The sequence below is a fragment of the Streptomyces sp. CB02056 genome (genome assembly GCF_001905545.1).
Lineage (GTDB): Bacteria > Actinomycetota > Actinomycetes > Streptomycetales > Streptomycetaceae > Kitasatospora.
Genome location: NZ_LIPD01000023.1, coordinates 107259 through 127485 on the forward strand (window position 1 = coordinate 107259; position 20227 = coordinate 127485).

27 protein-coding genes are annotated in these 20227 nt (G+C 70.8%); 14 read left to right on the top strand and 13 right to left on the bottom strand.

The genetic code is table 11. The features are described 5' to 3' along the window. Positions 1-26: 26 nt before the first annotated feature. The 11 genes from AMK13_RS38225 to AMK13_RS38270 form a co-directional block, all read right to left on the bottom strand. Positions 27-284 (bottom strand): hypothetical protein, encoded by a 258-nt coding sequence (locus tag AMK13_RS38225; protein ID WP_074006162.1) that lies wholly within the window; start codon positions 282-284, stop codon positions 27-29. A gap of 259 nt (positions 285-543) precedes the next feature. Beyond that, positions 544-1194, bottom strand: coding sequence for a hypothetical protein (locus AMK13_RS38230; RefSeq protein ID WP_074006163.1), 651 nt, complete (start codon positions 1192-1194; stop codon positions 544-546). 63 nt (positions 1195-1257) lie between these two features. Continuing rightward, positions 1258-1845, bottom strand: coding sequence for a hypothetical protein (locus AMK13_RS38235; RefSeq protein ID WP_074006164.1), 588 nt, complete (start codon positions 1843-1845; stop codon positions 1258-1260). A 118-nt stretch (positions 1846-1963) separates the two neighbouring features. Beyond that, positions 1964-2215, bottom strand: coding sequence for a hypothetical protein (locus AMK13_RS38240; protein WP_074006165.1), 252 nt, complete (start codon positions 2213-2215; stop codon positions 1964-1966). A 245-nt stretch (positions 2216-2460) separates the two neighbouring features. After that, positions 2461-2601 (bottom strand): hypothetical protein, encoded by a 141-nt coding sequence (locus tag AMK13_RS43875; RefSeq protein ID WP_158077797.1) that lies wholly within the window; start codon positions 2599-2601, stop codon positions 2461-2463. Between the two features lie 5 nt (positions 2602-2606). Beyond that, the gene (locus AMK13_RS38245) at positions 2607-3011 is read right to left on the bottom strand and encodes a WhiB family transcriptional regulator (protein WP_074006166.1); all 405 of its coding nucleotides are present in this window, start codon (positions 3009-3011) and stop codon (positions 2607-2609) included. Beyond that, positions 3011-3418, bottom strand: coding sequence for a hypothetical protein (locus AMK13_RS38250; protein WP_074006167.1), 408 nt, complete (start codon positions 3416-3418; stop codon positions 3011-3013). The genes AMK13_RS38245 and AMK13_RS38250 overlap by 1 nt, the downstream gene beginning before the upstream one ends. A 170-nt stretch (positions 3419-3588) precedes the next feature. Then, on the bottom strand, positions 3589-3798 hold the full coding sequence (locus tag AMK13_RS38255) for a hypothetical protein (protein WP_241853208.1): 210 nt from the start codon (positions 3796-3798) through the stop codon (positions 3589-3591). 104 nt (positions 3799-3902) lie between these two features. Continuing rightward, the gene (locus AMK13_RS38260) at positions 3903-4097 is read right to left on the bottom strand and encodes a hypothetical protein (protein ID WP_074006168.1); all 195 of its coding nucleotides are present in this window, start codon (positions 4095-4097) and stop codon (positions 3903-3905) included. Further along, positions 4097-4501: a hypothetical protein gene (locus tag AMK13_RS38265; protein WP_074006169.1), complete on the bottom strand. Its 405-nt coding sequence runs from the start codon at positions 4499-4501 to the stop codon at positions 4097-4099. The genes AMK13_RS38260 and AMK13_RS38265 overlap by 1 nt, the downstream gene beginning before the upstream one ends. 118 nt (positions 4502-4619) lie before the next feature. Next, positions 4620-5261, bottom strand: a complete 642-nt coding sequence (locus AMK13_RS38270; RefSeq protein WP_074006170.1) for a hypothetical protein — start codon at positions 5259-5261, stop codon at positions 4620-4622. Positions 5262-5664: 403 nt separating this feature from the next. Here AMK13_RS38270 and AMK13_RS38275 point away from each other — a divergent pair, with 403 nt between their 5' ends. The 8 genes from AMK13_RS38275 (at position 5665) to AMK13_RS45610 (ending at position 13883) form a co-directional block, all read left to right on the top strand. Next, the gene (locus AMK13_RS38275) at positions 5665-6453 is read left to right on the top strand and encodes a GntR family transcriptional regulator (protein ID WP_241853209.1); all 789 of its coding nucleotides are present in this window, start codon (positions 5665-5667) and stop codon (positions 6451-6453) included. A gap of 196 nt (positions 6454-6649) precedes the next feature. Next, positions 6650-7663: an AAA family ATPase gene (locus AMK13_RS38280; protein WP_074006171.1), complete on the top strand. Its 1014-nt coding sequence runs from the start codon at positions 6650-6652 to the stop codon at positions 7661-7663. Between the two features lie 158 nt (positions 7664-7821). Continuing rightward, complete coding sequence (locus tag AMK13_RS46365; protein WP_338016388.1) at positions 7822-8868, top strand: HAD family hydrolase; 1047 nt, start codon at positions 7822-7824, stop codon at positions 8866-8868. Beyond that, positions 8865-9716, top strand: a complete 852-nt coding sequence (locus tag AMK13_RS38290; protein WP_074006172.1) for an NAD(P)-dependent oxidoreductase — start codon at positions 8865-8867, stop codon at positions 9714-9716. The genes AMK13_RS46365 and AMK13_RS38290 overlap by 4 nt, the downstream gene beginning before the upstream one ends. 601 nt (positions 9717-10317) lie before the next feature. Then, complete coding sequence (locus tag AMK13_RS38295; RefSeq protein ID WP_143204746.1) at positions 10318-11898, top strand: MarR family winged helix-turn-helix transcriptional regulator; 1581 nt, start codon at positions 10318-10320, stop codon at positions 11896-11898. Continuing rightward, positions 11898-12731 carry a DciA family protein gene (locus tag AMK13_RS38300; protein ID WP_074006174.1) on the top strand — a complete coding sequence of 278 codons (834 nt, stop codon included), beginning with the start codon at positions 11898-11900 and terminating at the stop codon, positions 12729-12731. Before AMK13_RS38295 ends, AMK13_RS38300 begins: the two co-directional genes overlap by 1 nt. A 233-nt stretch (positions 12732-12964) precedes the next feature. Beyond that, a complete protein-coding gene (locus tag AMK13_RS38305; RefSeq protein ID WP_143204747.1) occupies positions 12965-13240 on the top strand; it encodes a hypothetical protein in 276 nt (91 codons plus the stop codon). An 88-nt stretch (positions 13241-13328) separates the two neighbouring features. After that, positions 13329-13883 carry a hypothetical protein gene (locus AMK13_RS45610; protein ID WP_241853210.1) on the top strand — a complete coding sequence of 185 codons (555 nt, stop codon included), beginning with the start codon at positions 13329-13331 and terminating at the stop codon, positions 13881-13883. Here AMK13_RS45610 and AMK13_RS38315 read toward each other — a convergent pair. After that, positions 13792-14844 (bottom strand): LysR substrate-binding domain-containing protein, encoded by a 1053-nt coding sequence (locus AMK13_RS38315; RefSeq protein WP_241853211.1) that lies wholly within the window; start codon positions 14842-14844, stop codon positions 13792-13794. The two genes, AMK13_RS45610 and AMK13_RS38315, sit on opposite strands and share 92 nt — an antisense overlap. 157 nt (positions 14845-15001) lie before the next feature. On the opposite strand from AMK13_RS38315, the gene AMK13_RS38325 reads away from it, so the two are divergent. The 3 genes from AMK13_RS38325 to AMK13_RS38335 are packed head-to-tail and all read left to right on the top strand — an operon-like array spanning position 15002 to position 17679. Then, positions 15002-16438, top strand: coding sequence for a hypothetical protein (locus tag AMK13_RS38325; protein ID WP_143204748.1), 1437 nt, complete (start codon positions 15002-15004; stop codon positions 16436-16438). Positions 16439-16491: 53 nt separating this feature from the next. Then, positions 16492-17430: a hypothetical protein gene (locus AMK13_RS38330; RefSeq protein ID WP_074006179.1), complete on the top strand. Its 939-nt coding sequence runs from the start codon at positions 16492-16494 to the stop codon at positions 17428-17430. Between the two features lie 60 nt (positions 17431-17490). Continuing rightward, positions 17491-17679: a hypothetical protein gene (locus AMK13_RS38335; protein ID WP_074006180.1), complete on the top strand. Its 189-nt coding sequence runs from the start codon at positions 17491-17493 to the stop codon at positions 17677-17679. A gap of 310 nt (positions 17680-17989) precedes the next feature. On the opposite strand, the gene AMK13_RS43210 is transcribed toward AMK13_RS38335, so the two are convergent. After that, entirely contained in the window at positions 17990-18808 is an 819-nt protein-coding gene (locus tag AMK13_RS43210; RefSeq protein ID WP_143204749.1) for a hypothetical protein, read from the bottom strand. 309 nt (positions 18809-19117) lie between these two features. Here AMK13_RS43210 and AMK13_RS38340 point away from each other — a divergent pair, with 309 nt between their 5' ends. The 3 genes from AMK13_RS38340 (at position 19118) to AMK13_RS44360 (ending at position 20153) form a co-directional block, all read left to right on the top strand. Beyond that, positions 19118-19480 (top strand): hypothetical protein, encoded by a 363-nt coding sequence (locus tag AMK13_RS38340; protein WP_074006181.1) that lies wholly within the window; start codon positions 19118-19120, stop codon positions 19478-19480. Then, positions 19477-19776: a hypothetical protein gene (locus AMK13_RS38345; protein WP_074006182.1), complete on the top strand. Its 300-nt coding sequence runs from the start codon at positions 19477-19479 to the stop codon at positions 19774-19776. The genes AMK13_RS38340 and AMK13_RS38345 overlap by 4 nt, the downstream gene beginning before the upstream one ends. A gap of 239 nt (positions 19777-20015) precedes the next feature. Continuing rightward, the gene (locus AMK13_RS44360; protein ID WP_198959514.1) at positions 20016-20153 is read left to right on the top strand and encodes a hypothetical protein; all 138 of its coding nucleotides are present in this window, start codon (positions 20016-20018) and stop codon (positions 20151-20153) included. Positions 20154-20227: the final 74 nt, after the last annotated feature.

Here is a 20227-nt window from a genome sequence, read left to right on the forward strand (position 1 = left end):
ATAGGTGCGTGCGGGGAACGCGGCGGTCAGCGGTAGCGGAGCCAGGCGACGCGGTCGGCGGTGCCGTCGGCGGCCAGCACCAGCCGGACGTAGCGGGCGACCTCCTCGCCGCGCGCGAGGCAGCCGCGCCGGGTGAAGACCGCGGCGAGCGTGCCGGTGCGGAAGGCTTCGGCGGCCTCCTGGTCGCCTCCGGTGATCCGGGCCTTGATGCCGCGGGTGAACTCCCGGTGGCCCTGGAACTCGGTGATGGTGTCGGTGAAGAAGCTGCGCAGGCGCTTCAGCATCGGGACCTCTTCTCTTCGGGGTGGCCGCCGTTGGCGCGCCAGCGGTCTTCGAACGCCGCCGCGCCCAACCCCGGTGGGGCGCGGGGCGCGGCGACGGACGGGGGAGGGAAGGCAGCATCCGGGGCGACACTGCTGGCCGCCGCCCGACAGGACGCGGCGGCGGCCGGCGGTCAGGCCCGGGTGGCCAGGCGCCGCACGATCTGCTGCTCCACCGGTGCCGGCGCTTCGTGCTGTTCGCGGGCCACGTACACGCTGTCCGTCACCTGCTCGCCTCCTTCGTCGTCGTGGTATCGCCGGTGGCGGCCGGGATCGCCCGGCAGTCGGCGGCGTGCTCGTTGGCGCGTCGGCGCATGTCGTCGCGGTCCCGGGTGGTGTGGCCGTCGCTGTCGGCGCCGCAGGCCAGGCACTGCCAGGCGTGGCGGCGTCCCTCGGCCGGTGTGTAGTCGTAGGGGTCGGCGTCGTACATCCCGGGCTCTGCGGTCACCACGGCCAGGCCGCCGCCGGCGGTCCGGAACCGGAGCACCGTGCACTGCGGCTCGGCGGCGGGAGCGGCGGCGGCCGCCCGGCCGCGGACCTGGGCCAGCTCCAGGCGCAGCTGCCTGATGGTCTCCGCGTCCTGGTCGAACTGGCGCAGCGCGGTGCCCGAGGTCTGGAGGTTGCGCTGGTGGAGGGCCGTGTTCCGTGCGGTCAGCTCGGCCACCCGGTCCTCCACGCTGTCGTGCAGGTCCTGTGCGGGCTTCAGGCCCAGGTCCTGGCGCAGGAGGCTGTTCTCCTCGGCGAGCTTCTGCTGGATCCTGGCGGCGGCCGTCAGCAGGACGGCGGTCTCGGCGAGCTGTGCGGCCAGGTCGTCGGCCTCGGCGGAGCGGGTGCGCAGCCGTTGGAGTTCGCTGCTCTTGGTGATGGTCAGCACCGGGGCTGTCCTCTCTTCCAGGGGTGGGGTGTCAGGCCCGTCGGGCGGAGGTGCGGCCGGCGGTCAGGCGCGGGTGGTGGCGGTGCGGACGACGGCGAGGGCGAGCTCGACCGCCTCGGCCCAGTCGCCCAGGTCGGCGGGCCCGCCGGTGGCCCGCGCCGCCAGGTGGCGGCTGGTCAGGTCGGCGAGGGCGGCCTCGGCGATGCGGTGCGCCTCGTCGGGGTGGACGAAGTCGCCCTCCAGGACGGCGAGCAGCTCCCGGATGCCGGTGCTGATCCGCCGCGCCAGGGACCCGAGCTGCGGGTCGGAGGCGCGCCTCAGGAGGGTGGTGGTGACGCGCAGCCGGGTCTGCTCGGCCAGCTCCTCGACCTGGGCGAGCAGGCCGGCGCGGCCGTGGGCCAGGTCGATCTGCTCGCGCAGGTCGACGACCCGGGCGGCCGGGGCCCGCCGGATCCCGTGCCAGGCCCGGGCGTACTCGCGCTCGGCCGTGATCGCGGCCGCCTCGCGGGCCTTGCGGGCGGTGCGCCGGGCCGCGCGCTGGGCCGGGTCGTCCAGCTGGCGGCCGAGCTCCGCCAGCGGCTCCAGCGGGTCGGGGGTGTCGGGGGAGAGGGTCAGGCCGAAGTACGCGGCCATCTCGTCGAGCTCGCTCATTGGGTGTCCTCCTGTAGAAGGGGAGAGGGGGCGGTGCGTCAGGCACCGACGAACACCGCCGCGTCGCGCCCCGTACTGGCGGGGGCGGGACGCGGCGGCGAACGACAGCAACCGGCGGTCAGGCCAGGGTGGCGAGGCGCTGGAGCGCGGCGACGGTCTCCGGGTGAGCGGCCTCACACAGGACGTGCCGCTGCTCCAGGAGCGCCCCGCCGACGGCCGGCTGCTCCAGGACCGGGTCCGCCCAGGCCGCGAGGTCTCGCGCGTCGAGCTCGTCCATGTACGCGGCCAGCTCGGCCTGGTCGTCCTCCTCGTAGTCGCGGTGCATCTGCTCCAGCCCGGCCTGCCAGGCGTCGTACTCCTCGGTCGTCATCACAGGCGTGATCCCTTCGTGTCGTGGCTGGTGCTGGCTACTGCTGCTGACCCGCCTTCTCGGCCTGGGCGCGCTGGTGCATCTCACGGGCCCGGCGCAGCAACTCGTCCATCTGCCGCTGGGGCCAGGCCTGGTCCTCGGGGCTGCTCACCGGCCACCGCTGGGGGTGGGGGAGGGCGGGGCCGGCGGGGTGGACGGCTTGGGGGTACCGCCGCCGGCGTAGGAGCGGCTGGTGTGGGTGGTGGTCACTGGGCGCCTCCCTGGGCGGCTTCCTGCTGCTGGCGGAGCTGGTCGGCGAGCGCGCGTTCGGCGGCGTGCTGCGCGGCGAGGAGGTCGGCCTGTTCCTGGATCTGGCGCTGGAGCTCGGCGAGGGCCTGGTCGGTCATCGGGGTCAGCCGGCCAGGGGGAGGTTGGTGGTGGGGGTCTGCTGGAGCTGGGCGCGGATCTGCGCCGCGACGGCGGGGCCGGCCTTTCCGTTGTTGTGGAGGAGGTGGCGGCGTTGGGCGGCGGTGAGGCCGCCGGAGACGCCCCACTGGCCGCTCGGGCCGTGGGCGAGCTGCTCGGTGAGGCAGGCGCTGCGGCGGGCGAGGGGGCAGGTCGCGCAGTGGTCGAGGGCGGTCTGCTCGCCGGTGGTGACCGAGGTGGCGGAGGCGGACTGGGCGAGCGGGTAGAACAGCTCGGGGTCGACGGTCTGGCACGGCCACGGGGCCTGCGTGCCGCCGCTGGTGCTGCTGCTGGTGGCGGTGGAGGTGTGGGTCGCGCTGTTCGGGCGGGCGGAGAGGTGGAGGACGGCCATCACGCCACCTCCAGCGCGAGCAGGGTGTTCGTGGTGGCCGGGCGGCGCGGCCGCAGCGGGGTCGGGGCGGCGGCGAGGTTCGTGGCGAGGTCCTCGAGGACGTCGGGCGCCTGGATGCGCGGGCGGGCCTGGGGGAGTCCGGCCGGCCACTCGCGGGCGCGGACGGCGCGGACCCGGCTGACGGCGCGGTCGAGGAGGACGAGGAGGCCGTCCAGGCCGTAGTGGCCGGTGGGGTAGTGGCCGGCGGCGACGGCGGCCCACACCTCCTGGGCGACGTCCTCGTCGAGCTGGGTGGCGTCGGGGCCGATGGCGGCGAGGCGCTCGGTCGCGGCGGCGAGGAGGCGGGCGGAGTAGCGGTGGTAGAGGTCGTCGAGGGTGTCCTCGTCGTCGTGCATGATGGTGTCCACGGTCGTGTTCCTCTCGTCCTGAGCGGGGTGGGTGGTGCGACCGACTCGGCCCCGGGGGTGCCACCCCGGGGCCTTCTTGCTGCTCTGTGCCGTGGGTACGAGCAGCCACGGCCGCCGCCGGCCCGGTGATCGGGTCGGCGGCGGCCGTGACGGTTCGTGCTGCTGGCGGGTCAGGCGCGGTCGTTGCGGATGCTGTCCAGGTAGAGGGCCTCGAAGAGGATGCTTTCGGCGGTGGGCCGCACGTGCCGGGACTCGCAGTCGCCGGCCCAGGCCTGGTGGGTGAAGCAGGTCTCGCGGTCGTCGGCGTGCATCCCGGCGTCCTCCTTGTCGTTGTCCCGGGCGAGCGCCGCGGCGAGCTTCTTGCTGATCTTCTTGGCCATCAGGACCTCCGGTTGGTGTGCTGGCTGGTGTACAAGCGGCCGCCGCCCGCCCCGGCAGGTCGGGGTCGGCGGCGGCCGTCGCGGTCCGTGCTGCTGGCGGCGGGTCAGGCCGAGCGGCGCCCGGGCCGGTTCTCCTCCGGCTCGGGGGCGGCGCCGAGGTACTGCCCGATGAGGTATCCGGGGACGACGGCCGCGCACTCGTGCCACGACGGCTGGTCGCGTGCCGACGGGACGCGGGCCACGCCGTGCTCCGCGCCGTCGCGGGTGCGGGCCAGGTAGGCGACCAGGTGGGTGCGCATCAGGCCGCGGTGTGCAGCGCGCTCATGTACGTGAGGGCCCACCGGCTCCGGGGACGGGGGAGGGGACCGTGGTCCGTGGCGGCGGCGGCGAGCTCGGCGACGTCGACCGCGTCGGCGGCGGTGTCGAGCCGGCCCGCGAGGATCAGCTGCGGTCGGTGCTGGAGGCGGCCGACGAGGAGGTCGGCGTTGCGGTCCAGGAGGTCCAGGATCTCGGTGAACGACAGGGTGCGGACCGCCGTGAGCTCGGCGGCGTGCAGCCACAGGTCGCCGCACAGGTCGTCGGCCGTGTCCACGGTGGTGTCCAGGCCGGCGTCGTCCAGCAGCTCCTGCACGAGGTCGCGCAGGCCGGTCGAGTACCAGGTGAAAGCCTCGGCGAGCAGCGTGGCGGTCGAGGTGTCGGGCATCGGTCTCCTCGGGGGGTGGTCTCGCTGAGCGAGCGGTTGTCCGGGCAGAGCGACGGCCGCCGCCCACCCCGTCGTGCTCGGGTGGGCGGCGGCCGTGGTGGCTCGTGCTGGTGGTGGGTCAGGCGGCCCGGCGCACCGGGCTGGCCGCGCGGATCGCCTGCTCGGTACGCGCTTCGGCGCTGGCCCGGGAAACCTCGCGGGTGTCCTCGTGGTCGGTCGGCACCTCGGCACCGCGGATCGGGCCAACCGCGTCCTCGAGCGGGAGTTCGCGCCGGATGTCGGCGGCGAGGACCCGCAGCCGGACGCCGGCCCACTGCTCGGCGCGCTCGGCGGCCGTCGGCGCGGGGGCGGCCGGACGGGGCTGCGCGATCTGGAGGACCGTCGGGGCGACGGGCGCCTTCACTTTCTTGAGCACGGTGGTCGGGCGGCGGATCTCGGCGGGCATCGCGTCCGGGGACACCCGCCGGTCCTGGGCCCGCTGCCAGGCCGCCACGTCGATGTCGATGATCACGACACGGCGGGCGGAGGGGCAGCGGCGGTCGCGCTGGCCGACGGCGAGCTCGGCGCCACCGAGGTCGGTTCCGTGGTGGTCACGGATCGTCAGGGTGGTGGCGCCCACGATCTGCTGCCATCGCTGGCAGTCCGGGCAGACCACGGTGTGGAGCTCGGCCGGACGCAGGTTGTAGGTGCTGGGGCGCAGCGAGGAGATCAGCAGGGCGGGGAGCGCGGAGCGGCGCTTGGTGCGGGTGCGAGCGGGCATCGGGGCCTCCTGGCGGGAAGACGAGAAGCGCGGGGAGCGGGAAGCGGGACTTGCTGCTCTCTCCGCCCGCCAGGCCCGCGGCCTGATCGGCCGGCGTCCTGGCGCACAGACAGCGCAGCAGCGCTGTGGGGTAGTGCCCGATATGTGGCAGCCCCCGCGACTGCGGGTCCCGAGGAGCAGGTGGGCTCGACTCAGACCCCGCCGGAGCGGATGGGACTGCTTCTTCAGCCACGAGTAGCTGCACACCCTTGCTCGGAGCGTTATAGCTATCGCTATTGCCAAGTAGAGCGGACGGGCGGCATGATGTCAATACCGATAGCTATAACGCGCCGACAGCCTTGTACTGGAAGGACGCCGCCTGATAGAGCTATCCTACACTTGATCCATCCAGCCTCAGAAAGGGGTGACCGCCGTGGCTGCCTCGTATCGCGAGATCGCCGCCGACCTGCGCCGGAAGATCGTCGAGGGGCAGTACCGGCCCGGTGACAAGCTCCCGACGCTGACGGAGCTACAAGAGCAGTACGGTGCGAGCTACCAGACGGTCCGCAGCGCCATCGCGCTGTTGGAGCAGGAGGGCCTGGTCATCGCGGTGCGTCGGCGAGGCACAATCGTTCGCGAGCGTCCCGAACGGTTGCGCGTCACTCGGTCCCGCGAGGTCTTCCGCGACGAGATCGGCTACTACTTCGACCCCACCGCCCAACCATGGAAGGCCCTGCAGACCCCTACAATCCGCTGGGGCGTGGTCCCGATCGACCTGGCCTCGCTCATGGGGCTGGAGCCCGGAGCCGAGGTTCTGGTGCGCGACCGGGTGATGGGGAACGCAGAGACTGGTACACCCACACAGCTCGCGACCAGCTACCTGCCAGCGGATCTGGCGCGTGGCACTCGCCTCGCTGATTCCGACACCGGCCCAGGTGGCATCTACGACAGGCTCGAGGAGATGGGCCACCGTCCCCTGAACTGGACCGAGAGCGTCTCCGCCCGGATGCCGGCCCCGGAAGAAGCTGAAGCTCTGCGCCTGCCGACCGATGTTGGCGTCCCGCTGCTGCGCGTGCTGCGAATCACCACCTCGCCGACTGGACAGGTTGTTGAGGTCAACGACACGCGCATGAGCAGCGAGCTCTTCGAGATCGGCTACACGATTAGCCGACACCCGAGTGCCCAGTTGCCTCCCATTGTCGACGACCACTGATGCTCTCCTCCGATTCCTTCAGCTCACCTGACTGCTTGGAGATCCATCACAGCGGCTGGAGACCCCGACGGAGAATCACAAGTGCGTCATCAGCTCGATCCACACGTTCATGCACACGTATTCACATCTACGTACACACGGGTTTTCGCTGGTCAGCCCTAGGCTGCCGAGCATGGTGACATTGGAGGGTGGGGACATGACCAAGAGCCGTCCGGGGTGGCGGCCTGACCTGCTGCGTGCGCAGCGGGAGGCTCATGGACTGACGCTGGAGAGGGCAGGGGAACGGCTTCGTCAGGTCGCCGAGGAGGCAAAGCTCAAGGGAGTGCCGGCGGCGAACCGTCAGACGCTCTGGCAGCACGAGCAGGGCGAGGTCTACCCCGGTCCGCACTACCGGCGGGCCTACTGTCTGCTCTACCGGGCGACCGATCCGCAGCTGGGCTTCCGCGCCGCTCTGCCGGGCGAGGAGACCGTCTTCCGACTCACGCCGGCGAGCGACGATCACAATGGGACGCACGTTCTCGCCGTTGAGCGGGCGATCCATCGGATCGCGGCTGGCGGCGACGGGGCTGACCACATGGGTGTGCAGCAGCGGATCCTGGACGCCTGGAGGCGCCGTCACACCGGGGGCGACCCGCACCGGCCGGTCGTGGTCCTGGTCGGCGGCTACGCCGGATCCGGGAAGACGGAGTTCGCTCGGTTCCTCACCCAGCTGACCGGCTGGCCGCTACTGGACAAGGACCCGCTGACCCGGCCGCTGGTGGAGAGGCTGCTGGTCTCGCTGGGCGGCGATCCGAACGACAGGCACACCGATCTCTACCGCGAGCAGGTACGCAACCTCGAGTACGACTGCCTGATGCAGGCCGCCTGGGCCAACATCAACTGCCGGATCTCCACCGTGCTCACCGCCCCCTTCATCGCGGAGATGACCAACGCGGACTGGATGCAGCGGTTCACGAACAAGTGCTCCTCGCTCGACGTCGACATCGCGCCCATCTGGGTCCAGTGCGACCCGGAGTCGATGCGCGAATACGTCTCCTTCCGCTCAGCTGCTCGCGACGCTTGGAAGCTGCAGCGGTGGGACGAGTACCTCGAGACGATCGACATCGACCTGAGGCCGGCCGTCCCTCACTTGGTCGTCGACAACCGGCTCGGCGCCGCGATCAGCCTCGCCGATCAGGCCCGCCAGGCGATCCGGGAGGTCTACGCATGAACGCGGCACCCGCGGCACCCGCCGTACGCGGCGTAATCCTCTACGGGCCGCCCGCCTCCGGCAAGGACACCGTCACCAGGGCCCTTGCCGATCTCGACACCGCCTTCTCCTTGTTCTCGCGGGTGAAGGTCGGGCCCGGACGGTCCGCCGGCTACCGCATGGGCACGCCGGAGCGCCTCGAGGAGCTGCGCTCGTCGGACGGCGCAGTCGTGTACGAGAACAGCCGGTACGGCAGCACCTACGTGACGGACCGGCCCGGTCTTGACGCCGCGGTCGCCGCCGGGGTGCCGGTGATGCACCTGGGCCAGGTCGACGGGGTGCGAGCCGTGCTCGACGGCTACCCGGGACGCTGGCTGACTGTCCTGCTGTGGTGCCCGCGGGAAGTAGCCGAGGCCCGGTCTGCCGGGCGGGGCGACGTCGACACCCCGGCGCGGCTGACCGCGTGGGACGCGACCCGGGCCGACCTCGACGCCAACCCGGACTTCCGGTTCGACCTGACTATCCAAACGGACGAGGTCGCGCCCGAGGCAGCGGCCGCACAGATCCGTCAAACACTGTCCAGCGAGCTGGTGCTCGTGGACTTCGACGACACGCTGATCGACCGGCTCGCCGCGGTGACGGCCTGGGTGACCAGGTACTGCGCGGGGCACGGCCTGGGCCCGGAAATCGAGCAGCGGATGCTCGACGCCATGCGGATCCGGGCGGACCTGGACGTGATCGAGGGTCTGTGTGCCGAACTCGGTCTCCCGGAGTCGGCCGGCGAACTCTGGTCGCGGTACGAACCGGAGCTCGCAGCAGCGGTGACGCCGTTTCCCGGTGTAATCGAGGCCCTGGCCGCCGTACGAGAGGCTGGCCACCAGGTCGTCGTCGTCACCAACGGCGGCACCCAGATCCAACGCGCCAAGCTGAAGGCCTCCGGCATCGCCGAGGTGGTCGACGCCGTGTGCATCTCCGGAGCGATCGGCGTCCGGAAGCCGGAGCGCGGGATCTTCGAGGCCGCGGCCGCCAGCGTCGGCCGGGACCTTGCGCAGGGCGGGTGGATGATCGGCGACAACGCCGACCTCGACGTCACCGGCGGCCGAACCGCGGGGCTGCGCACCATCTGGATCTCGCACGGCAGGAACTGGCCGGACGGCGCCGAGCCGGACTTCGTCGCCTGGACCGCCATTGAGGCCTTCGCCCACGTCGTGCGAGGTACGCAATGACGGCGGCTCGGCCCGTCCTCGCGGTGCTGCATCCGGGCAACATGGGCGCGACCGTCGCAGCCTGCGCGGCGTCGACCGGAGTCCAGGTCTTGTGGTGCCCGGCCGGGCGCAGCGCCGCGACCGTACGGCGCGCCGCACAGGCAGGGCTGGAGCCGGTGGCCGAGCTGGACGAGCTACTCGAGCGGGCCGAGGTCGTGCTGAGTCTGTGCCCGCCGGCCGTTGCCGAGGATGTCGCCCGCGACGTCGCCGAGCGCCGGTTTGCCGGAGTCTACGTCGAGGGCAACGCGATCAGCCCGGACAGGGCGCAGCGGATCGCCGACCTGGTGGGCCGGAGCGCTCGGGCGGTGGTCGACGGCTCGGTGATCGGCTCCCCGCCGGTTGGTGGCAAGCACACGAAGCTGTTCCTCTCCGGCCCGTCCGACGCCGCCGCGCTGGTGGCGGCGCTGTTCTCGGATACCGCGGTGTCGACGCCGGTCTTGGGCGGGACAATCGGGCAGGCCTCCGCGCTGAAGGTCTCCTACACGGCCTACCAGAAGGCCAGCCGCGTGCTCGCCGCGCTCTCCTACGGACTGGCTCAGTACCACGGTGTCGACCAGGCACTGCTGGACGTGGCCGGCAAGCGGGCCGGCAGCTACCTGACCGAGACTGGCTACATCGCCAAGACGGCTGCACGGGCGTGGAGGTGGGCTCCGGAGATGGAGGAAGCCGCCGACACCCTCAACGCGGCGGGCCTGCCGGACGAGGTGCTGCGCGCCGTGGCCGAGACGCTTGGCCGGTGGACCGCTGCGAAGGACAACGACGAGATCTCGGTCGAGGGCGCCCTCACGATCCTTCGGGAGCCCAAGTGAACGGGAACCTGTCGGAGCATCTGACCGCTGGACCGTCAGATCGACACGTACGGTCGGCGGCTGCGCGCGGAGCGTCCGGACGGGGTAGTCTGGCTGCGCACTTGATCGGTACAAAAGAATTCGCCGCCCGGACCTTGGACAAGTCCGGACGGCGCGAATGGATTAGCGCCCCCTGGCAGGGGCCCTCTCCGTGGTCAGACCTGAACTGTAGGAAGGTCGACGTGATGCAGCGTACCCGTACGCGCTCTCTGGCACACACGCGGCACCCCGCCGTGGACGCGATCACTCGGTCGCTCCGGCGGGGTGCCGTTGTGTCTATATGCGGATACACCTCGCCCCCGAAGGGGGTTTCGAGATGACGTAGTCGTCGAGGGCGGCTGCCGACCCATACCACCGGGTCTCCGCCGCCCAGCCGCAGCCGGTGTACCACCACCAGCCTGCGGCCCTCACTTCGCCGCTCCGAGCTACCAACTCGAGAGCAGAGGCCCGATCTCCGGCTACCAACCGGGTGATCAGGCATTTCAGGTTCTTCACCAGGAACCACAACCGGCACCAAGGGCGCCTTTTGCGTGCCCACCTATCGCTAGGAGGCATTGCCATTTTGCAGCAGCTCCGTGCGGGCTGCCAGTGCCGTCGTACTCGTGGCGTCTTCGACGACGCCACGGGTTACGGCGACGCCGGCACCGGCTCCGGCCGTCCAGAGACCGCGTTTCCCGCTTCCTGCCTGGCCTGTGAGGCCGACTCGACACCGGCACCGGCCGCCGCGCTGCAGCCGAACCGACCAGGCGGCGTGACGCATATCACTCACCTGGGTGAGCGTGGCAAGCTCCTCGTTGACGCCCCTGCGGGTGTAGTTCCGGCCGTGCCGCTGGTTCCCGGCCAGCGGTCCGCGGGTTGGCAGTTCAAGGTCCCGAGCGGTTTGTCGGCTCGGATGCGGGCTTTGGTGGTCGAGGGTGTGGGGGTGGAGCGGTACCGGGAGGGTGGGTCGGACGGCGGCTCGGGTGCCGGCCGGGACACGCACCGGGTCACCTCGGCGATCGCGTTCGCCTTCGCGCGGGCCGGGGCGGACCGGCTCGCGTTGCGGGACGTCCTGCTGGCGTCTCCGGCCCCCGGTGGTGCTCTGCTCCGGGACCTGGCTCACGCCAAAGGCCACGACCACGCCTCGAAGTACCTGGACCGGGTGTGGCGGCGTGCTGTTCGTGTGACGGGTGAGTCCGCGCCGATCCGGGAGCGCCGGGATGCGATGGCTGCTCTGGCGGAGCTGCGTATCGCCGTCGAGGTGTTCCCGTGGGAGCGGCAGGCCGGGCAGACGGACCGGGCGAACCTGCTGTACCGGCTGGGGCTGTGCGAGCTGGCCGGCGGAGCGGACCACGAGGTGTCGCAGCGTCAGCTGGCCCTGGGCATCGGGGTGAGCGAGTCGACGGCGAAGCGCTCGGACAAGCGGCTGGAGGCCTCCGGGTGGCTGTGGCGTGTGGAGAAGGGCAGTGCCGGGGCTTCCTCGAAGTGGGTGCTGGGAAGGCCTCGTAGGGGGTCGGCTGACGTTGTGTCGCCGGTTGACCCCAACTGCCAGGTAGGGCACGAGGCCCCCGGGTACCTGGATGGGGTCAACCGGCGACACGCCCCCTCCACGACGTCTGCTGGCCCGGCCGATACCCCGGCTGAGCTGGACTTCCGTCTGCTCTCCGATCTGATGGCCCGAGACGCTTTCAGGGCCCGTGGGCTGGGCAAGACCGCAGCAGAGGTGGTCGCGGCCCTCGCGCACCGGGACGGGCAGACCGCCGTGGAGCTCGCGGCCAGCACCGGGCGCCACCGTGCCACCGTCCACGCCCGCCTGGCCCGGTTGATGGAGCACCGCCTGGTCGTGAAGCTCGGCGAGCTGTACTACCTGGCCGACGGCCTCCTGGAGGCCCCGGCCAAGCGCCCACGGGGCAGCCGTCTGCCGTCCTGGCGGTCCGTGGACCGCTGGGACGAGGTGGCCTCTGACCTGGACGTTTTCGGAGCGGGCTACCGGCAGTGGTGCCTGTACGCCTTCGACCGGATCGCGGCAGACGACGTGTACCGCAGGGTACGCGAGCACGCCCGTCCGGCCTGGCCGGCCACCGAGCTCACCGACCAGGACTGGGCGTTCCTGAACTCCTGGAGCGCCGACTTCGAAGGCGCCGACCGGGTCGTGAGCGCCTGATGATCCAGCCCGTCACCAGCGGAGCCGACCTGGCCCGCACCGCCCTGCGAGCCGCCCGCAAAGCCGCTGGCAGCCGCGGTAACACCCCGGCGAAGCGCCCCGCCGCCGGCCTGCACCGCGCCGACCGGCATGCCCGCGAGGCCCGGGAACCGAAGCCGATCGCGGACGTGTTCCTCGCCCTGGTCGCCGCGCACGGCTGGACCCTGGGCACCGCCGGCGGAGGCCTGCGCGACCACTGGCCCACGATCGTCGGCCCCGACGCCGCCGCCCACTGGCACCTCGCCGGCTACGACCCCACCACCCGCCGCCTGCGCGTGGTCGCCGACTCCCCGGCCTGGGCCGCCCAGCTCCGCTACCAGACCCGCCGCATCGTCATCGCCCTCGACCAGCTGCGCCCAGGCACCGTGACGGCCATCGACGTCCGCGTCGGCCCCGCCCCCGTGGTGCAGCACGGCCAGGACCCCGATGACCGACCTGCCCGTCGCGACGACCGACCCACGATGTGGCCGGCCCGGTCGCCGCTCGCTGACCACCACGCCTACCAGGACCTGCGCCGCCAGATGCGGGAGAACGCCGCTGCCCGCCAGACCGCCTCTGACGAAGCCGCCGCCGGGCGCGAAGCCAGCCTGGCCCGGCACTACAACCGGCTGCGCGAACCCGAGGCCGCCCACCGGCACGTCATCGAGGAGGCTCCCGCCCCGACCATCGACGAGCACGACCGCCAGCAGCGCGAGCGTCACCGTGCCGCGCTTGCCGTCGCCCGTGCCACCAGGGCCGGGGCGATCCCCTTGCCCATCTTCCGCCCAGCCTCGCCGCGGGCCGGAGCAGCGTGAGCCGTCACCGTTCTCGCTCTTTCGGGGAAACAGTGCGACCGCGTCCGGAGGAGAGCTGGCTCGTTGACCGTTCTGCAGGAGGTGCCCTACGGCCTGCGGGCCGCGCAGGCGTCGGCCGGAGCACCGGCACGAACGAGCAAGGGGAGCTTCAAGTGAGCGACACCATGGGAGCGGCCTGGTTGCCGCTGCTGGAAGACCTGGGAGAGAGGTTTAACGGCTGCACGATCGAACACGTGGCAGCCTCGACAGTCCCGGAGGCCACGGCCTGGTTCGCGGCCGAAGCCGTGACCAGCGTCGAGGAACTGACCAAGGCCCTGTCCTCCCCCTGGGCCCTCCACACCCCCGAGCAGGCGGGAGCCGTCGCCGCAGCCCTAGTCTCCATCGAGCACCACGTCGCCCAGGCCAAGGGCCGCCTCCCGTCATGGAGGTCCTGGACCACGTCGTCGCCGGCCGGCTGGACACCGTCCGCGCCCGCTGGCTCCTCGCTCGCCTCGGTGAGGGCGATCTAGCGGTTCGCCGGACGGATCGGCCTCTCCTGCCCGACCCTGCTGGAAGTGCAGCCCCACGAACGACCCGGAAAACCCGAACGGAGCGCCCGTGCACCAGGCACAACCCCACCCCTACCCGGCCGGTACCACCTGGCTGTTCAACGCGGTGAGGAACAACTACCCGAACACCTTCGAACTGGTCCTACGGTGGGAGGCCCACGACGAACGGCTGTTCCGCGACCACGCACCGTCGGACGTCGACGCGCCGGCGCTGTGGCGCCAGTGGGCGGACAACGTCGCCGACTACCTGCACGCGGAGGACCCCCTGCGCTACCGGCCGGGCGACGTCCACATCACCTGGACCATCAGCACCCCGTCCGGCATCGGCATCGCCGAGTACGCCCCGTACTACGAGCTCAGCCCCTTCCAGAAGACGCTGCCCGACCCCGAGGACTTCCTGACCCACTACACCCACCCGGTCCACGCGGAGACGGGAGAGCGGGTCAACTGGCTGCGCCTTCCCGTCGTCGACCGGCGCTGGAACACCGGTGGCCAGGACTCCGGGTACGGCTTCATCCAGGAGGCGATCGGGTGGAAGCCCGGCCCTCTCCAGCCGGTGATGAACGTCCACCAGCTCGCGGCAGCAGCCGGTATCCGGCCGTAGCCAAGCGGCCTCCGGTCCGCGGGCTGGGAAGGGGCAATTCCGCCGCATCCTGCCCGCTTGCACCGCTGCGGCCCGGAGCGGCGTGACGTGCGGCCGTCCTCGCCCGTTCGGGGGAAGGCCGGGACAACCGCGCGATGGTGCGACAGGGCCCGCCCTGCGCCTCTACCTCGGTAGGCTGCCAGCTGGCCGGGGCGAGGGTGATGAGGTCGCTGTCCCGGGCCAGCAGCATCGCGCCGGTGTGGCTCGGGATCACGACGGTGACCCGGCGGCTCAACCCGCAGTCGGCCAGCGCGGCGTCGATCGGCCCGAGCCGCTTCCCGCGCCGGGAGACGCCGATGTGCTCGGCGTCGGCGAACCGCCGGAAGGTGATCCGCTTCCCGAACAGTGGATGGTCCTTCCTGGCCACCCCGACCAGGTGCGCGCGAAGGAGCGGGCGGGTGCGGACCCCGGCCGACTGCCTTCCGGGGGCAGCTCCGGGGCCTACGGCGACGCGAGGATTGTCCGGTTGGTGGGCTGGCGGCTGGGTAACTCCCCCTCCATGCCGGAACGCCCCTCTCCTTGCCCCAGCCACCTGGTGCCGGTGATCACCGACATCGCGTCTTTCAACGCGGCGTACGCGACCGCGAAGGCCGACAACACGGTGTTCATCGCGATCCAGCGAGCCGGTCAGGCGTGGACGGTGCGAGCGGACACCCTGACCGCCATCGGTCACCAAGTCGACGACGCGGTGCAGGCCTCGCTCACCGAGGTGGCTGCGCGGCTTGTCGCCAGCGGCGAGCTGGCCTCCGGATCGTCGCCCGGCCCGATCCACATCACCCTGCGGGGCGTCGCCGATGAGGAGCGCGCCCGGCAGCTGGCGGCCGCGGTACACGCCGCTCTGCTCGGCGACCCGGCCCCGCTCTCTCGGGTCGGGCAGATTGGGTGTGCGAGGGCCACCCTGCCCGTCCCGTCCTCCGACCATCCCGGAGGACCAGCCGGCCGTTCTGGAGGTGACGGAGGATCCGAACAGGTCGCGTGCGGACCTCCTTGAGGCGTGGCTACACTACGGCGCCATACAGATGCGTTCGGCTACCGGCCAAGCAGAGCGGTAGCCACCTGATCAGGGGGCTGGGCGAAGCATGGGCAAGCGAGCACGTCGACGTCGTCGGGAAGCCGCGGCCAAGGCCGCCGTGGTTGCGGAACCGACGGTCCTGCAGTTCCCCCACGGCGAGGAGCCGGTTCTGCAGGTCGAGGTTGCTCCCGATGCCACAGCCGACGATCTGGCCTTGGTCCACCGCTACTGGGACCTCACCGCATACGGCTGGCGCTACAAGGTCCGTGAGCTGGGGTCGACCCTGACCGTGCTGAGCACGGTCGCTGCCCATTCCCGTGCCTTCCTGCTCAGCGTCGGGTGCTCGCTGTGCGGTGAGCCGATCGAGATCGCCAACCGGTCGGCTGGCACCGTTCTCGCCGGCCCCACCCTGACCGAACCCCGTGCCACCGGCCTGTGCTCCGCCTGCCAGGAGCACCACACCGCGGTGAAGGAGCAGCAGCAGCGCCTGGCGGCGCAGCAGACGGAACAGGAAAAGAGAAAAGCGAAGGAGGCCGAGCAGGAGCTCCGAGAGAGGGTAGCCGGATGGACGACGCGGGAGCGGGAGGCACCCTGCGTTGCCCGGACCGTGGACGGCAACGCGGAGCTGGTCCTGTTGCTGGCCTTGGCCGAGCGGGCCCGGGCCGGTCGGTCGAAGCCACTGCCCGCGCTGTCCTCTATGGAAAGCGGGTGGACCGGTGACGTGGAACGTGATGCGAAGGCCCTGTCGAGTCTTCGCGAGCAGGGGCTGCTGGTAGTCGACGCGCAGTCCCCGCTGTCCGCGTTTCAGTTGGGGAACGAAGGCGGCCTGATGTACGTGCCCGCCGAAGTGCTGTGGAGTCTCAAGCTTGACCCGGACGCCACGGTCGACCTGGTCGCAGAAACCTGTCTTCGGCGGGCCACCTCGATCGGCCAGCAGCCGGCGGCTGAGATCGCCTCTCTCAGCCGGCTCGTCACCACGCTCGAGGCCAACCACGTCATCGACTACCTGAACTCGCTGCTGACCAAGAAGTACGGCTATCCGCCGGTGCCGGAGGCCCGCGAGGTAGAGCTCTTCGACACGATCATCGATGGGATCACCGGCGGCTACACCGCAGGCCAGATGATCGCGATCGTGTGGCGTGCCGCAGACTCGGCGGCTGCGTGGAAGGAACGCAACGCACGGATGGGACCGCCGGAGGCCTCGTCGGCGACGGTGACCATGGTCCGCAAGAAGCTGGACGACGCCCGTGAACGCCGCCAGCCCGTCCCCGAGTACGAGCCACCGCGCTGGATGTCCGTGCCGGCCGCCCTGGGCGCGGCCCGCCAGGTTCTTGAGGCCGTGGAAGGTCCCCGTCGACGGGATCGGATCAGTGCGTGCAACCAATGCGACATCAACGGTTTCGTCTCGGACGAGGTCGACGGCCGCGAGGTCGCAAGCCGCTGCCTCCACCTTCCCGCAGCCCGCCGTCCCGACGACGACCACGTCCCCGCTGATCTCAACTAAGGGCACCGAGTCGTTCGGCCCTGCCACGCCTCCTCCCACCGATCGGACGCACCGTGGACGAGCCCGCCCACCCCGCCGAGCACTACGTCCTCGTCACCCCGGCCGGGGAGCTGACCTCCGGCCTCGCTCCTCTGCGGGACATCCGCCGACGCATCGAAGCAGACTCCGGGATTGGGGAAGCGGGCTTCGAGCACCTTCCCGGTGTGGGCTACCCGATCGCGATCTACTACTTCACGCCCTACGGCCAGGACCGGCGCAGCGTCAACACCGTCGCGGGCGGAATGTTCTGGGCGCTGTCCGCCTCTGCGGATACGGACGGCGAAACCGCCGTCGATCCGGACCTGAGGAAGATCAGGGTCCGCGGCCCGGCGGCGTTCGTCCTGCGGGCCACGGAAGCCACGAGCATCGACGAACAGCACCGACGTCTCCTGGACGTCCACCGCCAGGAGGTCGCCAGGCTCCGCGCCGAGAGCTGGCTGCCCGCACCCTGTCCCGGGGCCGGTGCGGAAGCCCACCGTCGGCCGGTCAGGGGCCCGGCAACCGGGGCAGGGATTGCCGAGGCGCTGGCGGCCGACCTGCGTAAGCACGTCCACTTCCGCAGCCTGCCAGCCGACCAGGTCCGGGAGTACCTATCCCGCGTCGTCGGCCAGTGGGCCACCCGCAACGGCTGGGAACCCGAGCGGGAAGCACCGGCCGAGCGCCCCGAAGACGGCGAGCACGACCTCCTGTGCCGCCACTCGACCCTGCCCGATCTGGTCATCGAGATCGAGCGCGGCAACCGCCGCGCCACCGCCGACAAACTCGCCCGCGCCGCCGCCAGCGGCCACATCGCGATCTGGCTGCGCTGGGCCGGACCCGCACCCCGGACCGTCCCGGCCGGAGTGCTGCTGATCCACCTCGCCGCCGTCCCGGCCGCCCGCAACGGCGACCGCCGCGCCTACACCCTCACCAAGCAGGCCGCAGCCGCCGCAGCGGTCACCACCGGCCGCTGACCCGGCCGCCCCGGCAGCGTAGCCGTCCCGCCCCACGACGCCCTCCGGCAAGGAGCCGCAGTGCACGCAGACCTGGACATCGGCGGCCGGCCGATCAGCAACATCCGGCTGCGCTGCGGGGACCCCCGCGAGAACTGGCGTCCCGAGCGCGGGCACCTGCCGGGGTGGGGCGTCCTGATCGAGGTGCCGGCCGTCCCGGAGGGGTCCTGGACCACGTCGTCGCCGGCCGACTGGACGCCCAGACAGTGATCACGGTGTAGCAGGCATGTCCCCGTCCCCGTCCTATCGCCCGGCCGCCCGATCGAGAGAAAGACCGGCCGTAACGCCCTGGTCGGCCCGGGTGGAACGGGCAAGAGTGGGTCACCTCCGCGGTCGCAACATGAAGCCATCGGGCTCGATGGCGAGCGCGGCACCCGCGGCCTGGTCCGGGTAATCCTGTCGGGCACCTACGTGGTCGAGACGGCCGGGCTCTTCAGAGGAAGAGCCCGGCCGTCGATGTACGGAGCGAGAAAACAAGTTCAGGACCCGACCGGGTCTATCTGCGCGAGGTGCCGCATTTCTATCCGGCTCGCGCAACATGATCCACGACCATTCGCGTATTGATGCAGAGCATTTCGAGGATCTGAAGAGCAGGTGCCTGGCGGCCTTTTCCTAGATCAGCTTGCACCACGGCTTCCATCGAGAAATTGCCAGACACTCGGGCGATCCTCCCATTGGTAATATTACGAAGAAGTAGTGCACCATCTATCCATTCCGGGGCAAATGCTTCTACTTTAGGCGGAACGGAGGCTGTGGCATCTTCTTCCGTTTCGAATTCGACTGTTTGCTGATGACTGGCAGACGACGGATCCAGAGTCGGCTTCATCTGCAAGTGATGCTTGTCGCTGTTGTCGAGGTCTCGAAGCAGCAGCAATAGGTCAGATTCTTCTTTTCCGCCCCTCTGGAATGGCTGCACCTCTTCAATGGCGATCCGATACGACTCGGGCAGCACTTCGATCCGCTTCTTACCGTCCACCCATTCACTACTAGTGGCGCAGATGGGGAATTGAATCCTCTTCAATGCCCGACTCTCGGAGACTCCAGCCTGTCGCGCGATAGCGATAGAGAGATTGTCCAATGCCGCACGAAGCTGGTGAACGGCATCACCCCAATGAAGCCCCCAGTCGTCCAACGGTGGCTGCGCATGGACCCGAAGCCTTAGCTCCCAGCTAAGGCGATCCTCCGCAATAATCGCTGATGCATCAAAAGGGTAAGCGCTTGACCAGGCCTGAATATTGGCCGCCAAGGCCTCGCCCAAATGTCTGGCGCGCTGCACTCTTCTCAACTGGTCGTCGAAATCCATTTCACCCTCCACCTGCGGATTTGAAAGTTCAACCATAGCCGTAACGTAGACCCGCGTCGAGGGATTTGATGCGTCGACCATCCTTGATCAACGCATCCCCAATACATGTGCAGGTCGTCGGAACGATCCACGTTAAAGACGAGATGATCGAAGCCGGTCAAGGCCTAGAAACGATCCGCCGCAAGTGCGGGCCCGAGAACCAGTCCACCAAGCATCACGCCCGCAACCACCTGGCCCCGTACAGGAACGGTCCCCGCTCGGCCCGGCCCACCTGCCGATGACCCTCAGCGGTGCCGCGTGACCAGGACCGCTCCACTACCCGCCCGCCGACCGCTACCGTCAACCATGCCGCCCGCCACCGCGGCGACCGCCACCATCGAGGAGGACCAGGTGACCACCCAGCCCGACCCCCAGGACACGGCCACGCCGAGGCCGGCCACCCTGCACGAGCTGCGCACCGCGATGTCCCGCTACGGCCTGCCCGGAGACCGGGACCGGTTTGAGCGGGACCTGGCCGCCGCCCTTGACGCCTCCCCGATCGGCGACCTCGCCGCCGTCGCCGAGGTCATCGCCACCTACCGCCACCGCCTCGTCCTGCGCACCGACGAGCACGCGATGGCCTCCCTTGCCGCACCGATCGGCGGCCAGCAGTGGACCCCGGTCGCCGACGCCTTCGCCCGCGCGCGCGCCGCCGGCGGCGACCGGTGACCGACCAACCCGAACAGCAGCCGGCTCCGCTGCACGTCTTCCTCTCCGACGCCGCCGAGCACACGCTCGCCGCGCTGCGTCCCGGCGAGCTGGACGTGGTCGAGAAGCTCGTCGAGCGCCTGGCGGTGTTCCCGAGGCTCGGGATCCCGGTGCCCGGCGGCACCGACCCCGAGGTCGACGACTACACCGCCCGCACCGACCCGGCCTCCGACTCCGGCGACCGCATCAGCGTCGTCTACCGCCTGCACGAGGGCATGAAGGCGATCTTCGTGACGTGGATCATCGCCGGGCCCTGATTCGAGGCGGCGTCAACCCGTACACGGCTCTGACCTCGCACTATCGAAGTTGTACCGGGTCCACTGTTTCAGGTACCCGAACGCAGGCAAGCATCTGTTAGGAGTCTTTGACGAGGGCCCGGTTCTCCAAATGGAGAGCTGGGCCCTGTTGCGTCTGCGGCAGGGCATGTACGGCCCGCCGCACGCAACTGCCAGGGAGAGTGCGGCGGGCCCTGACCACCCGGAAAGGTGCCCAACACGTGGATACCCGAACGCTCCTCCTTCTCATCGTCGGCGCAGGCATCGTCTACCTCTGCGTGCACAACCCCGCGCTGGGAGCGGCGCTGGCGACGGCGGTGGCCGTGGTGCTGCTGCTGAACGAGATCACCAAGGAGTAGCGCGGCCGCTGGCCGCAGGTCTGCGAAACGGCCTGCGGCCAGCTTCCGCCAGAAGGCATGCCAGTGCCCGGCCC